This is a genomic window from Aeromonas dhakensis, from assembly GCF_000820305.1.
Taxonomy (GTDB): domain Bacteria; phylum Pseudomonadota; class Gammaproteobacteria; order Enterobacterales; family Aeromonadaceae; genus Aeromonas; species Aeromonas dhakensis.
Map to the genome: position 1 here is coordinate 19,954 of NZ_CDBH01000060.1, position 20,672 is coordinate 40,625.

The following is a 20,672-nucleotide window of genomic DNA, read 5'->3' on the forward strand; positions in this document are numbered from 1 at the left end:
CCATGAAAAATGCCGTGGTTGAGATCCGCGATCTGGCCTTTGCCTGGCCGGGTCACGAGGTTGTACTCGATCTGCCCGCCCTCACCATCGGCGAGGGGGAACGGGTGTTCATCAAGGGACCGTCCGGTTCGGGCAAGTCGACCCTGCTCGGCCTGCTGGCCGGGATCCAGACCGCCAACCACGGCACCCTGGAGGTACTGGGCCAGCCGCTGGCCCAGCTCTCTGGCCGTGCCCGTGACCACTTCCGGGCGGCCAATCTGGGTTACATCTTCCAGCAGTTCAACCTGCTGCCGTTTTTATCCGTGCAGGACAACGTCACCAGCGCCCTCACCTTCTCCCCCGAGAAGCGGGCCCGGCTGCAAGGCAGCCCGGCCGAGGAGGCGCGCCGCCTGCTGCGGGAATTGCAACTGCCCGAGGAGGCGCTTCACAGGCCAGTCCATGCCCTCAGCATCGGCCAGCAGCAGCGGGTGGCCGCCGCCCGCGCGCTGATCGGCTCGCCGCCGCTGGTGATCGCCGACGAGCCCACCTCGGCGCTCGATACCGACAACCGGGCCGCCTTCATCAAGCTGCTGTTCGAGGAGTGCGACAAGCAGGGCTCGACCCTGGTCTTCGTCAGCCACGACCCCTATCTCGAGCCGCTCTTCCCGCGGGTGGAGAACCTGCAACAGCTGAACAGGAGGGCAACATGCTGAAACTCGCCCTGCAAAGCCTCTGGGCCCGCCGCCTCACCGCCGGGCTCACCCTGCTGGCGGTCGCCATCAGTGTCACCCTGCTGCTCGGGGTGGAGCGAGTGCGCAATCAGGCCCGCGAGAGCTTCGCCAACACGGTGTCGGGCACGGACCTCATCGTCGGCGCCCGCTCCGGCCAGGTGAACCTGCTGCTCTACTCGGTGTTTCGCATCGGCAATCCCACCAACAACGTGGGCTGGGACGCCTATCAGGCCATCAAGCAACAACCCGGCATCGCCTGGACCATCCCGCTTTCCCTTGGTGACTCCCACAAGGGGTTTCGCGTGCTTGGCACCAATGGCGACTACTTCACCCACCTCAAATATGGCCAGCAGCAGGCACTGGTCATGCGTGAAGGGCGAGCATTCGAGACGCCGTTCGAGGCGGTGCTCGGCGCCCAGGTGGCCGAGAAGCTCGGTTATCACCTGGGGCAGTCCATCGTCATCGCCCACGGTGCCGGTAACACCTCGTTCAGCCAGCACGACAACCTGCCGTTCAAGGTGGTGGGGATCCTGGCACCGACCGGCACCCCCATCGATCGCACCATCCATGTACCGCTGGCCGGTATCGAGGCGATCCACCTTGGCTGGGACACCGGCCGTCACAGCAAGAACGTGACCGCCGAGCAGGCGCTGGCGCAGGATCTCACCCCCAAGACCATCACCGCCTTCATGGTGGGGCTCAGCAACCGGATCCTGGCGTTCCAGCTGCAGCGCAGCGTCAACACCTACCGGGGCGAGCCGCTGATGGCGATCCTGCCGGGGGCCGCCCTGCAGGAGCTGTGGAGCCTGATGAGCGTGGCGGAGACGGCGCTGTCGGTGATCGCCGGCTTCGTGGTGGTGGCAGGCCTCATCGGCATGCTGACCACCCTGCTGGCCGGCCTCAACGAGCGGCGCCGTGAGCTCGCCATCTTGCGCTCCCTCGGCGCCGGCCCCTCTCACCTGTTCCTGCTGCTGGCGCTGGAGGCGATGGCCCTCACCACCGCCGGCATTGCGCTCGGGGTGGCCGCGCTCTACCTGGGCCAAGCCCTTGCCACCCCCTGGCTGCTCGGTCACTATGGCCTGCAATTGAGCCTGGGGCTGCCAAGCGCCCACGAGTGGCAACTGCTGGGGCTGGTCTGGCTGGCCGGCATGGTGATAGGCCTGTTGCCCGCCGCCCGCGCCTATCGCTACAGCCTGAGCGATGGCATGAGCATTCGCGTCTAGCCAGGCGCCCATAAGAAACGAGAAGGACAGATGATGAAGTGGAAAATCGTGGCGCTGCTGGCCGCCCTGCTGACGCTGCCGGCCATGGCTGCCGACTACAAGACCATCGACTGGGATGTGCTCATTCCGGAAGGTGAAAAACTGCTGCCCCCACCCCAGGTGAGCCACGATGGCAATCTTGCCTCTGTGCCCCAGCCGGTGGGCGGGGTCAACAAGAAGCTGGACGGCCAAGAGGTGCGCATCCCGGGCTTCGTGGTACCGCTGGAGGGGGATGCCAAGAAGATCACCGCCTTCCTGCTGGTGCCCTACTTCGGCGCCTGCATCCATGTGCCGCCCCCGCCCACCAACCAGGTGGTCTATGTGAGCTACCCCAAGGGAGCGCCAGTGGATGACCTGTGGGACGCCATCTGGGTGAAGGGCAAGATGCGCACGGTCAGCTCCAGTCACGAGATGGCCACCGCCTCCTATTCGCTGGAGGCGGTCGAGGTCAGTGTCTACGAAGAGCAGTGACTAGGCACACACGGCCTCCCGCGGGGGGCCGTTTTGTTATCCGCGACGGCAAGAACCCGGCCAGCCCCTGCCTGAGGGATTGCCCGCCATCCCGGTTGGAGTAACATTCAAGGCTAGACCTTGCGATCACGGAGCCAGCATGGCTGACCTGCCCCCGCCCAAGAAAGAGAGTTCCATCCTGAGCAGCCAGGAGCAGACCCTGCGCCTGGCCCGCAGCCGCGGCATCGACGGCATGCTCACCCGCAACAGCGACAGCACCTTCGAGCAGCGCGCCGCCTTTCGCCAGCTGGCGGATCAGGCCGCCCGCCAGCGCAACCTGGAATCCATCATGGTGATGGCCTCTCGCCACTGCGAGGAGACGGCCGCCGGCGGCGAGATGGACAGCGACTGGCTGACCCACTTCCTGCAACTGGCGGAAGACATCAGCATGGTGCCCATGCAGCAGCTGTGGGGCCGCATCTTCGCCATCGAGATCGCCACCCCGGGCCGCTTCTCCATCCGTGCCCTCTCCACCCTCAAGGAGATGACCCAGCGCGAGGCCCAGCTGTTCCAGCGCATCTGCTCCCTCTCCTGCCACTACGTGGGCAGCGACGAGCAGCGGCTGCTGCTGGGGCTGCACAAGGGGGCCAGCCTGCTCAGCCGCGCCCGGGTGACCCGGCTCGGCCTTGGCAAGTACCGCATCCCCTACAACGCCCTGCTGCAACTGTTCGAACTCGGCCTGCTGCACCGTGGCGAGCTGGAGTCCGGCCCGCTGCCCGCCGACGGGGTGGAGCTGGAGTTCGGCGATCAGCGCTGGCGCCTGCAGCGCAAGCAGACCAACATCACCCTGCTCTACTACCGGCTGACCCCGGTCGGCAACGAGCTCGCCCAGCTGCTGCAGGAGCCGCCGCTGGAGGAGTACCTGCAGGATCTGAAAACCGTGCTGGTGCAGGGGCTGCAGATCGAGACAATGATGCTGACCCCGCCCGCCGGGCCTGAGCCGGCCCCGGCCGAACCAACCCCCTGATCCTCCGGAGCCCGTCAGGGCTCCGCTGTTTTACGCCTCCCGCCGCCGCTCGCGAAATGGCGCCGCCGTTGCCAAAACGGTTCTTGAAATGCAAATCCCCCCCCCCTCTGACTCGCCAGCCCCGCGCCCGCAGATCCGCTCGCCACCGGCCATCGCCCCCCCGCAGTGCCGCATGAGTGCCGCATGATCGACGATTTTCACCCCCGCTGGTGCAGCCCTTGCATTGGTGATGACGCCTTCCCCACAACCCGGTTTCGGAGCACACCATGAGAGTCAATCAGCCTGTCACCCAGCATGAGCGTCGCTATCCCGAACACCAGCACCTCATCTCCACCACGGATCTGGAGAGCCGTATCACCTATGCCAACGAGGAGTTCTGCCAGATCGCAGACTTCACGCTGGAGGAGCTGCAGGGGGAGCACCACAATCTGGTGCGCCATCCGGATATGCCCAAACAGGCCTTCGCCGACCTCTGGCACCATATCCGGGCCGGCAAGAGCTGGATGGGGCCGGTGAAGAATCGCTGCAAGAACGGCGATCACTACTGGGTCAGTGCCTTCGTCACGCCGATCAAGGATGCCCACGGCAAGGTGGTGGAGTACCAATCGGTGCGAACCGCCCCCAGCGAGGAGATCAAGCAGCGGGCCGAGCGCATCTATGCCGGGCTGCGCGCCGACAAGGCGCCGCTGGCGCTCAGGCTGCCGGCCTTCTCCCACACGCTGGCAATCACCCTCTGCCTGCTGCCGAGCCTGGTGGCCATGATGGCGCTGGGGTATGAGCAGGCCTCCGGCTGGCTGCTGACCCTGGCCGTGCTGCCTTTGCTGCTGGCGGCCATGATCACTCAGGCCCTGAGCCGTCGCCTCGGCAAGCTCGACAAGCTGGCCCGCAGCCGCTTTGACAACCCGCTGATGCAGCTGCTCTACACCAACAAGGTCGACAACATCGCCGCCATCGAGCTCGCCATGCTGATGAATCAGGCCGAGTTCAACGCCGTGCTGGCGCGCACCCAGCAGACCTGCAGCCGGATCCTGCTCTCGGCCGAAGGCGATCTGCGCAATGCCGAATCCATCACCAGCAACCTGCAGCAACAACAGGCCGAGACCAATCAGGTCGCCACCGCCATCACCCAGATGGCCGAGTCGATCCGCGAGGTCTCCCACAGCTCCACCGCCGCCTCCGACCTGCTGGATGAAACCGCCGACCTGTTCCGGGAAGGCAACCGCAGCGTGCAGGAGACCATAGGGGCGGTCGAAGGAATGCACGGCGAGATCGCTACCTCCAAGACGGTGATCCACACCTTGGCGACCCAATGCCGGGATATCGACGGCATCCTGGACGTCATCAACAGCATCGCCAACCAGACCAACCTGCTGGCCCTCAATGCGGCCATCGAGGCGGCCCGTGCCGGTGAGGCGGGCCGTGGTTTCTCGGTGGTGGCGGACGAGATCAGATCCCTGGCCATCAAGACCCAGGCCTCCACCGGCGAGATCCAGAAGATGATAAGCCTCTTGCAAACCAGCGCGGCCAACGCCGAGCAGGCGATGGAAAAAGGGGGGGATCTCTCCGCCAGCTGCCAGCAGAAGGCCTCCGCTACCGGCACCATACTGCAGCAGATCAACAGCATGTTGCAGCAGGTCGCCTCCGGCAGCAGCCAGATAGCCCAGGCCGTGCAGGAGCAGTCCCAGGTCACTGCCGATATCGATCGCAACGTGCTCAGCATCAAGACCCTGGCCGATGACTCCAGCGTCGGCAGCCAGCATGCCGTCCACGGCATCAACCAGCTGGTACGACAGCTGAGTGACCTGGATCGGCTGGTACGCCAGTTCCAGCAACAACCCGCCTCTCCACAACTCGTCAACCCCAGCCCCGCCGGCCAGGTGGTGCTGGTCCGCTGATCCCGAGACCGTGCGCTAACAACAAAAAAGGGCCTCTGTCGTCACCGGCAGCGGGCCCATTTATCTCTGGTGGGAAACGCAGATCTGACTGGGCCGGGATGCCCATGCCATCGCTGGCCCGGCCTTGATGTCATTACCTTGGCATCTGCTCTGCAACTCATTCAACAGAGTGGCATCCCGCAGTTCATTCCCCCCGCCCAAATACGCAGCGAGCATTGAGAAAGTACGGACGCTGAGATACCCCTACGCCCGCCCCCCCATGGCAGCTCAATTTATTGATCTTGCCCGAGAAATCACTCACTCCTCCTTCCCTAACCAGCTCCGTTCGGTAACATGGCCATCAGATCCCCTCTTGTCGGAGTCAGTCATGAACCAGACCAGAGCCACACCGCAGGGAAAGCGCAGCAGACTGGAGGCTGAAATTCAGGGGCGGTAGCCTTGCTTGAGGAATAGCCACGCGGGTGGCGACCTGCTGCGCCTTATTAACAAGGATGACAGCCCTGATTTTGTTGGCGCCATTATTTCACTGCCCAGGTGATAGCACTAAAAAACGCCACACCCAGTCAGGCTACTAATTTCACTGGAAACGCTTCGCCATAAAAGGCAGCATCTCCCTCAGACAGGATACGTCAATGCGCTAAATTCCCTTGGCGCATTAAACAAATGAAATAGTTCAGAGGCAACATGAACAACACAGACGCAGTACCGCCATATGAGACGCAAGAAATAGGCACACCACTGGATTACACATCAGACATGTACCGCGTCTATTTCGAGATTCGTGATCATGATGGTATGGCCAAGAAAATAATCTCTGGTTTTCTTGGCCCCGCACGGGCTGAAAAAATAGTAACCTTGGCCCATGGCTATGAAATGGAGCTCCCCATTCAATGCATACCAGAAATAATCCGGCTGCTGGCAACTGAAAACATAGCGATATATCAGGTCGTACGTTATGCAAAAACCAATAACAGCTGGGGCTAGTATCATTACCATGATGCCATAGCAACCTGACCCACTTGCATTTTATGGACTCTGCAGGATTGCTGCGTGCAGCATGGTTTCGCCTTGTTCTGATCGCCAAGGGTAAAATGAGAATGCGAACAATATATTTATTTTTGCTATTTTTGACATGCTCGACAAGCGCCCAAGAGGTCATGACTCGTACAGCCAGCAGGGATGATGGCTCGCCTATCTCCTATTACTTGGTCCAACATACCCATGATACAGATACCTTGCTGTTGATTTTGCAAGGCTCTGATTGCAACAGCGTACTGAATATCGACTCGATACTCTCCGACTATAAAAATGTTTGGCCAGAAGCTGATATTCTTCTAGTGGAAAAATACGGCATCAATCGTAAATTAAAATACAGTACCGATCCGGCACGCAAGGATTGTCCTGCTCAGTACCTTGAAAAGGACAACCCTGCGCAGCGGGTAGCAGATATCAAGGTTGTGCTCGATATCGTTCGAAAAGATGGGCAATACAAGACATTAATTCTCCTGGGCGGCAGTGAAGGAGCCGTTATCGCCAACCTAGTGACCGCAGATGTTGACTATATCGATGCCACTATCTCCTTTAATGGCGGTGGCCGCTGGTTTATCGATGACGTCTCACACAGCATCGCTGCAGAGCATAAAAATATCGAAGCTGCGAGAAAAGATATCGACGGTTTTAAAGGGTTTGCCGTACATGTTCTTAACAGCAAACCATTTGAACTTGATGTGAGCGGACACGGCTATCATTGGTGGCAGCAGATGCTCTCCATCGATCAGCTTGATACCCTTAAAAAAGTAAAGTCTCCTTTGCTGATCATGCAGGGGGGAATGGATACTTCGGTATCACCTCAGAAAACAGATGAAATGATGCAGCGCCTTAAAGACCTAGGAAAAAACAATATTGAATATCGGCGTTACGAAGCACTGGATCATGGACTCAAAGACAGTGACGGACAAAGTCAGCGCAAAGAGGTCGTCAGCGATATGAATTTATGGTTACAGTCCAAGCTAGGCGACCCGAAGAAGTTCAATCCCCACTGATTTAGACCTGCTGAAAATGCATTGATGTAAAGCTTTTTATAACGACTATCAGGATGAAGTGCAGTCATAAAGTAAACCCCCTCCTTCCAATCATGGTTATGCGAACAACTAATAGAGATATAGGAATGGTAATGGAACAGGAAAATTTAGTTGAGATAGCGATTGAGTATTTCAAGAAAATAGATGCAGGTGATCCCAGTTATCTTGACCTCTTCTCGGAGAATATTGACTTTTTCTTCCCCAAGTTTGGTCAGGCTAAAGGAAAGGATGCATTGGTTGAGTTTGGCAATAGAATTGGTAGCTCGCTCACCAGCATCTGGCACGACATAGATGGCTTTAAGATAACGACTGCTGGCAACACCGTGATTGTCGAGGGGCAAGAAGGGGGAGTAATGAGTGATGGTACCTCTTGGCCTGACAATAATATCTCCATGGGCCGTTTTTGTAGTGTATTTGAATTTACAGGCTCGCTGATAAGCCGCATGTATGTGTATGTTGACCCTGACTTTCCGAGTAGAGATGCGACAAGGATTGCTGTGTTGTCAGGGAAGATAAAATCATAGCAAAATATTAATAATTTATTCGCAATGTATAATATTTCTACAATCTATTGTATTTTTTAATAAAAATAGACTATAGAGATTTTGACATTATAAACCTCACACCTTAATGTGGTGCTAACTTTGTCAGCACATCAATACTCCAGAACTCACGAGAGAAAGTAAATACAAATGCAAGATAGAACAGTAGTCATCCAATACTTATTTAATGAGAAATTTAACTCTTGCTCAGCAACAATGTCCGAGGCAACAGGCTATCCTATCTCACAAATAAATAGATGGATAAATGGCAGCACAATCCCAAACAAAGAAACTCTCGATTATATCTCAATGTGTATCTACACTCCAGAATTCAAGGTAGTTAACGAATTTTTCGAAATCAACTCTACAGAACCAATTAAAACACAGCTCAACAAATTATATTCTGGTCACGAAGAGCGTGCTGGCGTTTATGCTTTTTATGATACAATGGCAAACCTTCTATATATAGGGAAAGCATCGAACCTACTGCAGGAAACATATTCTGCGATCATGCGTGAAGACGAAATAACATTCCCTGCAGGCATTAAAAACAAAACTCTCAAGCGCCACGAACTAGTTAAATATGTATCAGCATACGATGTGGGTACCAACAACCACTGGGACTATCCAAAACACGTAGAATCCCTTGTTCTTCGCATTTCCAAGCCTCGTCTAAATAAACAAATAGGCATATTGGAGAGGGCATACCCTGAAGAGCCAGAATGACGAGACCGATACAGTATATGAGATGTCATTTAGCCCAGTATTAACTGGAGGCTAATATCGGAGATCCACTGACACCAAAATTAATAATTGGAGTTCAATAGAAGAAGGGGGCAAACGCCCCCTCTGACATCAACCCTCGATATAAGCAATCAACCTTAGTCGATCAACCCTCTTTGCCGCAGGGCGGTCAGCAGCTCATCCACCAACACTTCAACCGGTTTACCTGCATTAAGCAGATGAATTTCCGGCTGTTCGGGGGCCTCGTAGGCGGAGTCGATACCGGTAAAGTTACGGATCTCCCCCGCTCGCGCCTTTTTATAGAGCCCCTTGGGGTCTCGCTCTTCACAGACGGCGAGAGGCGCATCCACAAAGACCTCGACAAACTCCCCTTCACCCACGAGATTGCGCACCAGATCCCGCTCGGCACGGAACGGCGAGATAAAGGCGGTGAGTACGATAAGGCCCGCATCCACCATCAGTTTTGCCACCTCGCCGACCCGGCGGATATTCTCCTGACGGGCGGCGTCATCGAAGCCGAGATCGCCACAGAGGCCGTGGCGCACGTTGTCCCCATCCAGCAGATAGGTGTGCTTGCCCTCGGCCGCCAACGCCTGCTCCAAGGCTCCCGCCAGGGTAGATTTACCCGCCCCGGAGAGCCCGGTAAACCAGATCACCAGGGGCTTTTGCCCCTTCTGCTCGGCCCGGCTCTGTTTGTCGACGGCATGGGCATGCCACACGATATTGCTCATCTAAAACTCCTTGCTTGGCGCGCGCGCCTCAATGCTGAAACGGTCTGGCTCCCTGGAGCTCAGCCTCTGGCCACTCGCCACTGACGGGGGCCATGGTCGTCGTGTATTCCTATTCCCTGCAAGGCCCAGTTGCGCCACCTTAAAACGGAAACAGCAGGGGCACCATGACAATCACCCCGAGGCTGTAGGCCAGGGAGACCGGCAGGGCCAGCTTGAGGTAGTCCGGCATCTTGTAATTGCCCGCCGCATAGACCATCAGGTTGGTCTGGTAGCCGTAGGGCAGGATAAAGCTGGAGCTCGCCCCGAACAGCACCGCCAGAATGAACGGCATGGTGGAGACATCCATGCTGAGCGCCAGCTGGTAACCCATGGGGAAGGCCAGCGCGGCGGCGGCGTTGTTGCTCATCAGCTCGGTCAGCACCAGGGTAAACAGGTAGATACCGATAAAGGCGATGATGGGGCTGGCGCCGTTGAACTCCCCCATCAGCCAGTCGGCGATAAGTTTTGCCAGCCCGCTTTTTTCCAGCTGATCGGCGATGGCCAGCGCCCCGCCCACCACCAGCCAGATATCCAGCGGAAAGCGGCGGCGGATCTCGTCCAGGGTCAGGATGCGGGAGAACAGCAGCACCACCAGCATCACCAACAGCCCCTTGAACAGCGGCACCAGGTCGAGCACCGACAGGGTCAGCACCCCGAGAAAGCCCAGCACCACGGCGGCGCTGCGCGTGGCATCGAGCCGGGTGGAGGCCTCCAGCCCGCTCACTACCACGAACTCGCGGGAGAGGGACTTGTTGCCCGCAAACTTGGGGCCGGGGGCCAGCAGCAGAGTATCCCCTGCGTGCAGCTCAATCTGGCCGAGGCCGCCGGTGAGCTGGGTCTCGCCCCGGCGCACCGCCAGCACCACCGCATCGAAGTGGGTGCGAAACTCCGCATCCTTGATGGTCTGACCCACCAGGCGCGAGCTATGGCTGACGATCACCTCCACCAGGTGCTGGCCGTTGAGGCGGTGCTGGCCGTAGAGATCCAGCCCCTTGAGCTCCTGCAGCACGCCGACGCTCTCCACGTCACCGCAAAACAGCAGCATGTCCCCCTCGTGCAGCTCGTGTTCCGGCTGCACCGGGCAGATCACCTGATTGCCCCGGATGATCTCGGCAAGATAGAGGCTTTTCAGGCTGCGCAGGCCGTTCTCCTTGACGCTGCGCCCGGCCATGGGGGAGCCGGGGCCCACCTTGGCCTCGAGAAAATAGCCAGATTCGCGGCTCATCTCGGTATCCTGCTCCGGCAGGTGGCGGGCAAACAGCAGCACGGCGATGAGGCCGGTCAGCAGGGTCCCCGCCCCCACCATAAAGAAGTCGAACATGCCGAGCGGCTTGGCCCCCATCTTGATGAGGAAGCTGTTGACGATGAGGTTGGTGGAGGTGCCGATCAGGGTCAGCACGCCGCCAAAGGTCGCCGCGAAGCACATGGGCAACAGCAGCCGGGAGGGTGCATGGTTGGGGTTGCGTTTGACCGCCCCCAGCATGGAGGCCACCACGGCGGTATTGTTGACGAAGGCCGACAGGAAGGCGGTGGAGAACCACACCTTCACCAGCACCTTGTTGAAGGAGCCGGTGCCCACCAGGTTGGCGAACCAGCTCATGACCCGGGTCTTTTCCACCGCGAGCGACACCAGCAGCAACAGCACCAGGGTCAGCAGGGCGCTGTTGGTGTAGCCCGCCACCACGGCGTTGATGTCCGCCAGGCCGCTCAGGTAGGTGATGAGCACGGCGCCCGAGAAGAGCAGCGCCGGCCGGAGTTTGCCCTGGATCAGCAGGGCGACGAGGGCAGCCAGCAGACCCAGCACCAGGGATTGTTGCCAGGTCATGGGCTTACTCCTTGCCGGAATCGTTGCTGATGGTCAGCGCCTGCCAGTGGGGGAAGTGCTTGCGCACCAGAGCGTTGAGCTCGACTTCGAACTCGCTGTACTGCCCTTCTCTGCCTGCAAGAGTCACAACCTTGGCCGCCAGCCCTTCCACTATCATGCCGGCACCGACGGTGACGTTGGTCAGCCGGTCGATCAGGATGAAGCTGCCGGTATCGCGGATCTCCTGATAGGGGTCGAACGCCACCGGGTCGGTCAGGCTGAATTCGCACAGGCCGATCTCGTTGAGCTTGAGCTCGGAGGCCGGCAGTTCGTCCAGCTTGTTGATCTCGATGCGGTGGCGGATGGCCTCCACCTGGCCGCGACTCTTCTTGGTGGCCAGCTTGACGTCATAGACCCGGCCCGGTTGCAGGGACTCCTCCCCCATCCAGACGATGTGAGCCAGCACGTTCTGGGTCACCTGGGGCTTTTTCGCCGCATCCACCAGCAGGTCGCCCCGGCTGATGTCGATCTCGTCCGCGAAGGTGACCGTGATGGCCTGACCCGGCAGAGCGTACTCCAGATCCCCGTCGAAGGTGACGATGCGAGTCACCGTGCTCTCTTTGCCGGACGGCAGCACAGCAAGCCGGTCGCCCACCCGCAGGATGCCGGAGGCCAAAGTGCCTGCGAAGCCGCGAAAATCGAGGTTGGGGCGGTTCACGTACTGCACCGGCAGGCGCACCGGGTGACGCTCCAGCTCGCGCTCCACTTCCGCGCTCTCCAGCAGGGAGAGCAGGGTCTCGCCTTCGTACCAGGCCAGCTTGTCGCTGGGGTTGACCACGTTGTCACCGTCCAGCGCAGAGACCGGCACGATATGGATGGTGTCGACGCTGAGCTTCTTGGCGAATTCGCGGTAATCGGCACTGATGCGCTCGAACACCTCCTGGCTAAACTCCACCAGGTCCATCTTGTTCACTGCCACCACGAACTGCTTGATGCCGAGCAGGCTCGCGATAAAGCTGTGGCGACGGGTCTGATCCAGCACTCCCTTGCGGGCGTCGATCAATATGATGGCCAGATCGCAGGTGGAGGCGCCGGTGGCCATGTTGCGGGTGTACTGCTCGTGGCCCGGGGTGTCCGAGATGATAAATTTGCGCTTGGCGGTGGAGAAATAGCGGTAGGCCACGTCGATGGTGATGCCCTGCTCGCGCTCCGCCTGCAGGCCGTCTACCAGCAGCGCCAGATCCAGCTTCTCGCCGGTGGTGCCAAGCTTCTGGCTGTCGGACTCCAGCGCTTTGAGCTGATCTTCATAGATCTGCTGGGAGTCGTGCAGCAGGCGGCCGATGAGGGTGCTCTTGCCGTCGTCAACGCTGCCGCAGGTGAGAAAGCGCAGCAGGCTCTTGTGTTGCTGGGCGTGCAGGTAGGCTTCAATGCCCTGTTCGCTGATGGCGGTCTGAATGTGGTTGTTCATGTTGCGATTCCTTAGAACATTTTTTTAGAAATAGCCCTGACGCTTCTTCTGCTCCATGGAGCCGGCCTGATCGTGGTCGATGAGCCGCCCTTGCCGCTCGCTCGAGGTGGTGATCAGCATCTCTTCGATGATCTCCGGCAAGGTGGTGGCATTGGATTCGATGGCCCCGGTCAGCGGGTAGCAACCGAGGGTGCGAAAACGCACCAGCTCCTGCTTCACTTCATCTTCCGGGCCGATGGGCATGCGCTCGTCATCCACCATGATCTTGATGCCATTGCGCTCCACCACAGGGCGATGGGCCGCAAAGTAGAGCGGCACTATGTCGATGTTCTCGAGATAGATGTATTGCCAGATATCGAGCTCGGTCCAGTTGGAGAGCGGGAAGACCCGGATGCTCTCCCCCTTGTTGACCTGGCTGTTATAGACGCGCCACAGCTCGGGGCGCTGGTTCTTCGGATCCCAGCGGTGGGACTTGTCACGGAAGGAGTAGACCCGCTCCTTGGCACGAGACTTCTCCTCGTCGCGGCGGGCCCCACCGAAGGCGGCGTCGAAGCCGTATTTGTTGAGCGCCTGCTTGAGCCCCTCGGTCTTCATGATGTCGGTGTGCTTGCCGCTGCCGTGCACGAAGGGGTTGATGCCCATGGCGAGGCCGTCCGGGTTCTTGTGAACGATCAGATCCAGCCCGTACTTTTTGGCGGTCTCGTCACGGAACTTGATCATCTCCTTGAACTTCCAGTCGGTGTCGACGTGCAGCAAGGGGAAGGGGATCTTGCCCGGATAGAAGGCCTTGCGGGCCAGGTGCAACATGACGGAGGAGTCCTTGCCGATGGAGTACATCATCACCGGGTTTTCAAATTCGGCAGCCACCTCGCGGATGATGTGGATGCTCTCGGCTTCCAGCTGCTGCAGATGGGTCAATCTTTCACGGTCCATGTCTGGGTCCTCGGTTCATTGCTGACGCGCCTGGTCGGTACGCAGTCTTGGTTCAGGTCGGTGCCGCCTTGGCAACACCGTCAAATCGATTCGGGTCTCGGCCTCAGGCCAGGCTCACCAGCTTGAGCTCGTGGCCGCTGTCGGCCCCCTGCGCCGTCTCGCCAAACCAGGCGAGTTGCTGGCGCAGGGCAACCACCTCGCCGATGACGATAAGGGACGGGCTCACCGCCTGGGCGGCCAGTTCGGCCAGCTCAGCCAAGGTGCCGGTCAGCACGCGCTGCCGCGCCGTGGTGCCGCGCTCTATGATGGCGATGGGGGTGGCGGCACTTCGGCCATGGTTCACCAGCTGCTGCTGGATATGCTCGGAGCGCATCAGCCCCATGTAGATCACCAGGGTCTGGCTGGTAGCGGCGAGCTGCTGCCAGTCGGGCTCCTTGCCCTCCTTCTGACAGTGGCCCGTGATAAAAACGGCGCTCTGGGCATGGTCGCGGTGAGTGAGCGGAATGCCCGCATAGGCGGTGGCACCGGCGGCGGCCGTGATGCCGGGCACCACCGAGAAGGGGATGCCCTCCTCTGCCAGCACTTCCAGCTCCTCGCCACCACGACCGAACATGAAGGGGTCGCCCCCCTTGAGCCGCACCACCCGGTTGCCCGCCCTGGCGTATTCCACCAACAGGCGATTGGTCTCCTCCTGGGGCACGCTGTGAGCGCCCGCCTTCTTGCCGACCGACACCAGGGTGGCATCGCGGCGCACCAGGTCCAGGATCTCGGCGGAGACCAGCTGGTCATAGAGCACCACCTCGGCCTGTTGGATCTGTTGCAGCGCCTTGAGGGTCAGCAGGCCAGGATCCCCTGGGCCCGCCCCCACCAGCACCACCTCGCCCACCTCGGTCTGGGCTTTGTCGAGCCCCTCGTTCAGCCACTGCTCGGCCCCCTGCCAATCGGCTTTCTCAATCAAACCGGCCAGGGTGTTGGAGGCAAACGCCCGCTCCCAGAAGCGGCGACGGTCGGAAATGGAGGAGAGCACCCGCTTGGCCCGGTCGCGTACCCGACCGGAGAGTTCGGCCAGGCCGCCGAGGTGGCGCGGCAGCAGGCTCTCCAGCCGCTCGCGCAGCAGGCGCACCAGCACAGGCGCCTTGCCGCCGCTGGAGACCGCCACCATGATGGGGCTGCGATCGATGATGGAGGGGAAGATAAAGCTGGAGCGCTTGGGGTCGTCCACCACATTGACGAACAGGCCGAGCTGGTTGGCGCTCTGATAGACCAGGGCGTTCACCTCGAGGTCGTCGGTAGCGGCCACTACCAGGATCTGGCCGGCCAGGTGGGCCGGGGTGAAGCGCTCCGCCAGATGGGTGAAGCGACCGGCAAATTCATGGAAGTCGGGTTCCAGCTCGGGGGAGACCAGGGTCAGCCTGGCACCGGCCGCCAGCAGCAGGCGCGCCTTGCGCAGGGCCACTTCGCCCCCCCCCACCAGCAGCACAGGGCGACCGTCCAATTTGGCAAACATCGGCAAATAATCCATTTCGGCCCATCCCTCGGAACACGACTAATATGGGGCGACTATAGGCAGGGCTGCTTATCCCTCAAAATAATAAAAAATGCTTTTTAATGCGTTTTAGTAATTAACAAAGCCGTGTGATGACAAAGGCGCTTGTGGTGCCGCACACAAGGCCATAGGCTAGTGAAAGTGTTTCATAAGGAGCTAAATGATGAATGAGTCATTGATTGTGCTGGGGATCTTCGTGTTTCTGGTACTTCTCACCCTGAGTGCCGGCATCAAGATAGTGCCGCAGGGCTACAACTGGACCGTGGAGCGCTTCGGCCGCTACACCCGCACCCTCTCCCCCGGCCTCAACCTGCTGATCCCCTACATAGATCGCATCGGCCACAAGATCATCATGATGGAGCAGGTGCTGGACATCCCGGCGCAAGAGGTGATCTCCCGCGACAACGCCAACGTCACCATAGACGCCATCAGCTTCGTGCAGGTGGTAGATGCCCGCAAGGCGGGCTACGAGGTCAACGATCTCACCAGCGCCATCCGCAACCTGACCATGACCAACATGCGGACCGTGCTGGGCGCCATGGAGCTGGACGAGATGCTCTCCCAGCGCGACACCATCAACGAGAAGCTGCTGCGCACCATGGATGCGGCCACCGCCCCCTGGGGCATCAAGGTGACCCGGATCGAGATCAAGGATGTACGTCCGCCGCTGGCGCTGGTCGAAGCCATGAACGCCCAGATGAAGGCCGAGCGCCAGAAACGGGCCGAGGTACTGGAGGCCGAAGGGGTGCGCCAGTCCAAGATCCTGAAAGCGGAAGGGGAGAAGCAGTCCCAGATCCTCAAAGCCGAGGGCGAGCGTCAGGCCGCCTTCCTCGCCGCCGAAGCGCGGGAGCGGGCCGCCGAAGCGGAAGCCAAGGCGACCCACATGGTGTCAAAAGCCATCGCCGAAGGGGATCTGCAGGCCATCAACTACTTCGTGGCCCAGAAATACACAGAGGCGCTGGCCCGCATCGGTGAAGGCCCCAACAGCAAGGTGGTGATGATGCCGCTGGAGGCGGGCAGCCTGATCGGCGCCGTCGCCGGCATGGCCGAGCTGTTCAAGGATGGCAAGGGCGGCAAGTCATGACAGCCCTGTTCGAGGGGCTGACCCACTGGCACTGGCTGGGGCTCGGCTTCGTGCTGCTGGCCATCGAGGTGCTGGGCTCGGTGGGTTTTCTGCTCTGGACCGGCATCGCCGCGCTGGAGGTGGGCCTGCTGCTGCTGGTCTGGCCCTTCGGCTGGCAGGCCCAGCTGCTGCTGTTCGCCCTGCAATCCCTGCTCACCACCTGGGCCTGGTGGCGCTGGCAGCACCGCCGGGATCGCTCCGATCAAGATGCCGCCGCCCCCATCAACGAGCGGATGCAGGGGTATCTGGGGCGCGAGCTGGTGCTGCTGGATGACGTGACTCAGGGGATGAGCCGGGTACACCTGGACGACACCGCCTGGACGGTGCGCTGCAGCCAGCCACTGCTCGCCGGCAGCAAGGTGCGGGTGATGGGGCATGACTCCCATATCCTGCTGGTAGAGCCGCTGTCCTGACACGAGGGCAGGCGCCAGTGTCCAACAACAAAGGGCTCCGCGGAGCCCTTTTTCATTCTCTTGCAAGCCGTGCCGGCGGACTAGAAGGCGTCGCTGTCGAGGGCGGCGCGCAGCAGATCCTTCCAGCTGATGATGCCGACCAGGGCGCCGTTTTCCAGCACCGGCAGGCAGGAGACGTTCTTCTCCAGCATCAGCTTGACCCCTTCCCGCACCGTAAGCTGGGGGGCGATGGTGATGGGGTGGCGGCTCATGATCTGGTGGGCGCGCCGGTTGAGGGTCTCGGTGTCGCGGCTCATCTCGGCCTCGGAGTCGAGATAGGGGCTGATGGCACGAAAAAGGTCCCGATCGGAGATGACTCCTACCAGCTCCTCCTCTTCCAGCACCAGCAGATGGCGAAAGTGGGCCTGCTCGAAGATCTCCTTGATGATGCTCAACCTGTCGTCCATGGATACGGTGGCGACCCGGGTCGTCATGATGTCCCTGATATGCAGCATGCTAGCCTCCACCGTCATACTGTTTGATAGTTCTGTTATGACATGTTTTTGTGGTGCCAGCCAGTAGCAGGCCCGTACCTAAAGTGCAAACCGGCGCCATTTCACGTAAGATCCGCGCCAGTTTTTCTCCTTCATTTGAGCCAAGCAGACCAATCCATGATAGTTGCCAGTCAAATCGAACTGATCCGCGGCGGCCGCAAGCTGCTGGACAACGCATCCGCCACCATTCACCCCGGCCACAAAGTGGGTCTGGTGGGCAAGAACGGCTGTGGCAAGTCCACCTTTTTTGCACTGGTACGGGGCGAGCTGGCCATCGACAGCGGCAGCTTCAGCCTGCCCGCCGGCTGGCAGATTGCCGGGGTGGCACAGGAGACCCCGGCGCTGGACTGCTCCGCCCTCGACTACGTGATCGACGGCGACAAGGAGTTCCGCGCGCTGGAGGCCGAGCTGGCCCAGGCCGAGCGGGATGACAACGGTCTGCTGGTGGCCGAGCTGCACGGCAAGCTCGACACCATAGGCGCCTACAGCATCCGCGCTCGCGCCGCCGAGCTGTTGCACGGCCTCGGCTTTGGCGACGAGCAGCTCGGCTCGCCGGTGCGCAGCTTCTCCGGTGGCTGGCGCATGCGCCTGAACCTCGCCCAGGCACTGCTCTGCCGCTCCGATCTGCTGCTGCTCGATGAACCGACCAACCACCTGGATCTCGACGCCGTCATCTGGCTGGAGAAGTGGCTCAAGGGCTATCAGGGCACGCTCGTCTTGATTTCTCACGACCGCGACTTCCTCGACTCTGTGGTGACTCGCATCATCCATATCGAGAACGGCAAGCTCAACGAATACAGCGGCGGCTACTCCGACTTCGAACTGCAGCGCGCCGAACACCTGGCCCAGCAGCAGTCCATGTACGAGAAGCAGCAGCGGGAGATGGCCCACATGCAATCCTATGTGGATCGCTTCCGCTACAAGGCCTCCAAGGCCCGTCAGGCCCAGAGCCGCTTGAAGGCCATGGAGCGGATGGAGAAGATCCTGCCCGCCCACGCAGACTCCGAGTTCAGCTTCGAGTTTCGCGAGCCGTCGGCCCTGCCGACCCCGCTGATTGCCATGGAGAACCTCAGCGCCGGTTACGGCGACAAGGTGATCCTGGAGAAGATCAAACTCAACCTGGTGCCCGGTTCGCGCATCGGCCTGCTCGGTCGCAACGGCGCCGGCAAATCCACCTTCATCAAGATGCTGTCAGGCTCCAACCCGCCGCTCTCCGGCAAGCTCGAGGTGAGCGCCGGGGTCAGCATCGGCTACTTCGCCCAGCATCAGCTGGAGACCCTGCGCCTGGATGACTCACCCCTCGATCACCTGGTGCGCCTCGCGCCGGACAAGACCGAGCAGGAGCTGCGCAACTATCTGGGCAGCTTTGGCTTTCACGGTGACAAGGCGCTCGACAAGGTGGCCCCCTTCTCCGGCGGCGAGAAGGCGCGGCTGGTGCTGGCCCTCATCACCTGGCAAAAACCCAACCTCTTGCTGCTGGATGAACCGACCAACCACCTGGATCTGGAGATGCGCCACGCCCTGACCATGGCGCTGCAAGGCTTCGAGGGCGCCATGGTGGTGGTCTCCCACGACCGTCACCTGCTGCGTACCACCACGGATGACTTCTATCTGGTGCACGGTGGTCGGGTCGAGCCGTTCGACGGCGATCTGGACGACTACCACAAGTGGCTCGGCGAGCAGGAAAAAGAGGCCAACGCCAAACCGGACGACGGCCCTGTCTCCGCCAACTCGGCGGTGGCGCGCAAGGATCAGAAGCGGCGCGAGGCGGAGTTCCGGCAAGCGACCCGGCCGCTGCGCCAGAAGCTGGAAAAGCTCGAAACCAGCATGGAGAAACTGCAGGCCAAGCTGGCCGCGGTGGAAGAGCAGCTGGCCGATCCCGCCATCTATGAAGAGAGCGCCAAGCAGAAGCTCTCCGAGCTGCTCAAGTCCCAGGGCCCCATCAAGGAGGAGCTGGAAGGGGTGGAACTGGAGTGGATGAGCCTCTCTGAAGAGCTGGAAACCATGGAGCAGGCCTTCCTTGCGTGACGAACAGCTGATGGCGAGCGAGCGGATCGCCGCCCACGAACTGCCGGGCCCGCTCGACTTCTGGCAGTGGAGCGGCGAGGTCTACGGCGCGCGCAGCCAAGACTGGCTCAGCGTGCAGGCGCAAGGGGGCAACGTCAACCTGGCCCTGTTGCTGCACCGGCTGGATCAGTGCGGGATCCCGGTCGATCTGACCGACCTGCAACCGGCGCTGGTGCAGACCGAGGCGGTGCTCGGCCCCTGGCGCAACCTGCGAGCGAGCGCCAAGGCGCGGCTCGGCGAGCAGGAGTATCAGGCCATGCTGGCCCACGAGCTGGAGCTGGAGCGGCTGCAACAAGGGGTGCTGCTGCAGACCCTGCGCAGCCTCACCCTGTTTCGCGGCAACAGCCGCAACCTGTTGAACTATCTATTGTTACTGGGGGCCCAGCAGGGCCCCCTCAGAGACCTAATATGCTGAGTTATCGCCACGCCTTTCACGCCGGCAACCATGCCGACGTGCTGAAACACGCCGTCCAGGCCCTGATCATCGAGTCCCTCAAGAAGAAGGAGAAACCCTTCATCGTGCTGGATACCCATGCCGGCGGCGGTCTCTACGACCTGCGCGGCGACTGGTCGCAGAAGAAGGCGGAATATGCCGACGGCATCGGCCGACTGTGGGATGAGCGAGCCCAGTGGTCTGCCATGGCCCCCTATCTGGACGTCATCGCCGATATGAATGTCGATGGTCAGCTGCACTACTACCCCGGCTCGCCGGAGCTCTCCCGTCGCCTCGCCCGCGAGCAGGACAAGCTGGCGCTGATGGAGCTGCACAACAACGAGGTGGAGGACCTGCGCGCCAACATGGGTTACGACCCCCGCGTCGCCGTGCACCATCGTGATGGCTTCGAGGGGCTGGTGGCCCTGCTGCCGCCCACTCCGCGCCGCGGCCTGGTGCTGATAGACCCACCCTATGAGCTGAAAGAAGACTACTTCGCGGTGGTCGATACCCTGAAAAAGGCGCAAAAACGCTGGGCCACCGGCATCTACGCCCTCTGGTATCCGATCCTCGGGCAAGAGGCGGACAAATCCCGCGACATGCTGCGCGCCATCAAGCGGGAAAACTTCGGTAACGTCCTGGTGGCCGAGCTGGAAGTGGCCGGCCAGACTGCCGATTGGGGCATGAACGGCTCAGGCATGCTGATAGTGAGCCCCCCCTGGCTGCTGGACGAACAGATCGACGCCTTCCTCAAACCCCTCTGCGCCAAGCTGGCCCAGGGCGCCGGCGCCCAGTACAAGGTGGAGTGGCTGAACAAGGCCGAGGCCTGACCGTTCATCCGCCACAAAAACGACAAAGCCCCGCGAGGGGC

At 60.7% G+C, this 20,672-nt stretch carries 20 protein-coding genes; 14 read left to right on the plus strand and 6 right to left on the minus strand.

Annotation, left to right across the window (positions count from 1 at the left end; all coding sequences use genetic code 11):
- Positions 1–2: 2 nt before the first annotated feature.
- From BN1143_RS15860 to BN1143_RS22075, 9 genes are all read left to right on the plus strand, one after another.
- Positions 3–692: an ABC transporter ATP-binding protein gene (locus BN1143_RS15860; protein WP_042051356.1), complete on the plus strand. Its 690-nt coding sequence runs from the start codon at positions 3–5 to the stop codon at positions 690–692.
- On the plus strand, positions 686–1,933 hold the full coding sequence (locus BN1143_RS15865) for an ABC transporter permease (RefSeq protein WP_017766291.1): 1,248 nt from the start codon (positions 686–688) through the stop codon (positions 1,931–1,933). Before BN1143_RS15860 ends, BN1143_RS15865 begins: the two co-directional genes overlap by 7 nt.
- Before the next feature lie 30 nt (positions 1,934–1,963).
- Positions 1,964–2,443, plus strand: coding sequence for a DUF3299 domain-containing protein (locus BN1143_RS15870; RefSeq protein WP_010636242.1), 480 nt, complete (start codon positions 1,964–1,966; stop codon positions 2,441–2,443).
- A 139-nt stretch (positions 2,444–2,582) separates the two neighbouring features.
- Positions 2,583–3,449 carry a TIGR03899 family protein gene (locus BN1143_RS15875; RefSeq protein ID WP_017787620.1) on the plus strand — a complete coding sequence of 289 codons (867 nt, stop codon included), beginning with the start codon at positions 2,583–2,585 and terminating at the stop codon, positions 3,447–3,449.
- 266 nt (positions 3,450–3,715) lie between these two features.
- Entirely contained in the window at positions 3,716–5,344 is a 1,629-nt protein-coding gene (locus tag BN1143_RS15880) for a methyl-accepting chemotaxis protein (protein ID WP_042051357.1), read from the plus strand.
- Between the two features lie 684 nt (positions 5,345–6,028).
- Positions 6,029–6,328: a hypothetical protein gene (locus BN1143_RS22070; RefSeq protein ID WP_231570641.1), complete on the plus strand. Its 300-nt coding sequence runs from the start codon at positions 6,029–6,031 to the stop codon at positions 6,326–6,328.
- A 173-nt stretch (positions 6,329–6,501) separates the two neighbouring features.
- Positions 6,502–7,386 (plus strand): alpha/beta hydrolase family protein, encoded by an 885-nt coding sequence (locus BN1143_RS15890; RefSeq protein ID WP_082038591.1) that lies wholly within the window; start codon positions 6,502–6,504, stop codon positions 7,384–7,386.
- A 131-nt stretch (positions 7,387–7,517) separates the two neighbouring features.
- Entirely contained in the window at positions 7,518–7,949 is a 432-nt protein-coding gene (locus BN1143_RS15895) for a nuclear transport factor 2 family protein (RefSeq protein ID WP_042051388.1), read from the plus strand.
- 168 nt (positions 7,950–8,117) lie between these two features.
- The gene (locus BN1143_RS22075; protein WP_082038586.1) at positions 8,118–8,693 is read left to right on the plus strand and encodes a GIY-YIG nuclease family protein; all 576 of its coding nucleotides are present in this window, start codon (positions 8,118–8,120) and stop codon (positions 8,691–8,693) included.
- Between the two features lie 155 nt (positions 8,694–8,848).
- Here BN1143_RS22075 and cysC read toward each other — a convergent pair whose 3' ends face one another.
- From cysC to cysG, 5 genes are all read right to left on the minus strand, one after another.
- Positions 8,849–9,442 carry an adenylyl-sulfate kinase gene (gene cysC / locus BN1143_RS15900; RefSeq protein ID WP_042051359.1) on the minus strand — a complete coding sequence of 198 codons (594 nt, stop codon included), beginning with the start codon at positions 9,440–9,442 and terminating at the stop codon, positions 8,849–8,851.
- A gap of 139 nt (positions 9,443–9,581) precedes the next feature.
- Positions 9,582–11,306 carry an SLC13 family permease gene (locus tag BN1143_RS15905; protein WP_042051360.1) on the minus strand — a complete coding sequence of 575 codons (1,725 nt, stop codon included), beginning with the start codon at positions 11,304–11,306 and terminating at the stop codon, positions 9,582–9,584.
- Between the two features lie 4 nt (positions 11,307–11,310).
- Entirely contained in the window at positions 11,311–12,753 is a 1,443-nt protein-coding gene (cysN, locus tag BN1143_RS15910; protein ID WP_042051361.1) for a sulfate adenylyltransferase subunit CysN, read from the minus strand.
- 24 nt (positions 12,754–12,777) lie between these two features.
- Positions 12,778–13,686 (minus strand): sulfate adenylyltransferase subunit CysD, encoded by a 909-nt coding sequence (gene cysD, locus BN1143_RS15915; protein WP_005304721.1) that lies wholly within the window; start codon positions 13,684–13,686, stop codon positions 12,778–12,780.
- A 103-nt stretch (positions 13,687–13,789) separates the two neighbouring features.
- Complete coding sequence (cysG, locus tag BN1143_RS15920; protein ID WP_042051362.1) at positions 13,790–15,208, minus strand: siroheme synthase CysG; 1,419 nt, start codon at positions 15,206–15,208, stop codon at positions 13,790–13,792.
- A gap of 187 nt (positions 15,209–15,395) precedes the next feature.
- Between cysG and BN1143_RS15925 the strand changes: the two genes are divergently transcribed.
- Positions 15,396–16,316: an SPFH domain-containing protein gene (locus BN1143_RS15925; RefSeq protein WP_005304750.1), complete on the plus strand. Its 921-nt coding sequence runs from the start codon at positions 15,396–15,398 to the stop codon at positions 16,314–16,316.
- Positions 16,313–16,768 (plus strand): NfeD family protein, encoded by a 456-nt coding sequence (locus tag BN1143_RS15930; protein ID WP_042007075.1) that lies wholly within the window; start codon positions 16,313–16,315, stop codon positions 16,766–16,768. The genes BN1143_RS15925 and BN1143_RS15930 overlap by 4 nt, the downstream gene beginning before the upstream one ends.
- An 80-nt stretch (positions 16,769–16,848) precedes the next feature.
- Here the strand turns inward: BN1143_RS15930 and BN1143_RS15935 are convergent, their stop codons facing one another.
- Positions 16,849–17,262 carry a CBS domain-containing protein gene (locus tag BN1143_RS15935; RefSeq protein ID WP_017780503.1) on the minus strand — a complete coding sequence of 138 codons (414 nt, stop codon included), beginning with the start codon at positions 17,260–17,262 and terminating at the stop codon, positions 16,849–16,851.
- A 156-nt stretch (positions 17,263–17,418) separates the two neighbouring features.
- On the opposite strand from BN1143_RS15935, the gene BN1143_RS15940 reads away from it, so the two are divergent.
- The 3 genes from BN1143_RS15940 to BN1143_RS15950 are packed head-to-tail and all read left to right on the plus strand — an operon-like array spanning position 17,419 to position 20,631.
- Complete coding sequence (locus BN1143_RS15940; protein WP_017780502.1) at positions 17,419–19,329, plus strand: ABC transporter ATP-binding protein; 1,911 nt, start codon at positions 17,419–17,421, stop codon at positions 19,327–19,329.
- A complete protein-coding gene (locus BN1143_RS15945; RefSeq protein ID WP_017780501.1) occupies positions 19,322–19,783 on the plus strand; it encodes a DUF2390 domain-containing protein in 462 nt (153 codons plus the stop codon). Before BN1143_RS15940 ends, BN1143_RS15945 begins: the two co-directional genes overlap by 8 nt.
- Complete coding sequence (locus tag BN1143_RS15950; protein WP_042051363.1) at positions 19,777–20,631, plus strand: 23S rRNA (adenine(2030)-N(6))-methyltransferase RlmJ; 855 nt, start codon at positions 19,777–19,779, stop codon at positions 20,629–20,631. Before BN1143_RS15945 ends, BN1143_RS15950 begins: the two co-directional genes overlap by 7 nt.
- Positions 20,632–20,672: the final 41 nt, after the last annotated feature.

Bases quoted from the DNA above. Each gene is read 5' to 3' on its own strand.
- BN1143_RS15950 (WP_042051363.1), top strand. From the start codon at position 19,777: ATGCTGAGTTATCGCCACGCCTTTCACGCCGGCAACCATGCCGACGTG.
- BN1143_RS15925 (WP_005304750.1), top strand. From the start codon at position 15,396: ATGAATGAGTCATTGATTGTGCTGGGGATCTTCGTGTTTCTGGTACTT.
- BN1143_RS15935 (WP_017780503.1), bottom strand. From the start codon at position 17,262: ATGCTGCATATCAGGGACATCATGACGACCCGGGTCGCCACCGTATCC.
- cysC (WP_042051359.1), bottom strand. From the start codon at position 9,442: ATGAGCAATATCGTGTGGCATGCCCATGCCGTCGACAAACAGAGCCGG.
- BN1143_RS15940 (WP_017780502.1), top strand. From the start codon at position 17,419: ATGATAGTTGCCAGTCAAATCGAACTGATCCGCGGCGGCCGCAAGCTG.
- BN1143_RS22070 (WP_231570641.1), top strand. From the start codon at position 6,029: ATGAACAACACAGACGCAGTACCGCCATATGAGACGCAAGAAATAGGC.
- BN1143_RS15870 (WP_010636242.1), top strand. From the start codon at position 1,964: ATGATGAAGTGGAAAATCGTGGCGCTGCTGGCCGCCCTGCTGACGCTG.
- BN1143_RS15875 (WP_017787620.1), top strand. From the start codon at position 2,583: ATGGCTGACCTGCCCCCGCCCAAGAAAGAGAGTTCCATCCTGAGCAGC.
- cysN (WP_042051361.1), bottom strand. From the start codon at position 12,753: ATGAACAACCACATTCAGACCGCCATCAGCGAACAGGGCATTGAAGCC.
- BN1143_RS22075 (WP_082038586.1), top strand. From the start codon at position 8,118: ATGCAAGATAGAACAGTAGTCATCCAATACTTATTTAATGAGAAATTT.
- BN1143_RS15890 (WP_082038591.1), top strand. From the start codon at position 6,502: ATGACTCGTACAGCCAGCAGGGATGATGGCTCGCCTATCTCCTATTAC.
- cysD (WP_005304721.1), bottom strand. From the start codon at position 13,686: ATGGACCGTGAAAGATTGACCCATCTGCAGCAGCTGGAAGCCGAGAGC.
- BN1143_RS15905 (WP_042051360.1), bottom strand. From the start codon at position 11,306: ATGACCTGGCAACAATCCCTGGTGCTGGGTCTGCTGGCTGCCCTCGTC.
- cysG (WP_042051362.1), bottom strand. From the start codon at position 15,208: ATGGATTATTTGCCGATGTTTGCCAAATTGGACGGTCGCCCTGTGCTG.
- BN1143_RS15930 (WP_042007075.1), top strand. From the start codon at position 16,313: ATGACAGCCCTGTTCGAGGGGCTGACCCACTGGCACTGGCTGGGGCTC.
- BN1143_RS15865 (WP_017766291.1), top strand. From the start codon at position 686: ATGCTGAAACTCGCCCTGCAAAGCCTCTGGGCCCGCCGCCTCACCGCC.
- BN1143_RS15880 (WP_042051357.1), top strand. From the start codon at position 3,716: ATGAGAGTCAATCAGCCTGTCACCCAGCATGAGCGTCGCTATCCCGAA.
- BN1143_RS15895 (WP_042051388.1), top strand. From the start codon at position 7,518: ATGGAACAGGAAAATTTAGTTGAGATAGCGATTGAGTATTTCAAGAAA.
- BN1143_RS15860 (WP_042051356.1), top strand. From the start codon at position 3: ATGAAAAATGCCGTGGTTGAGATCCGCGATCTGGCCTTTGCCTGGCCG.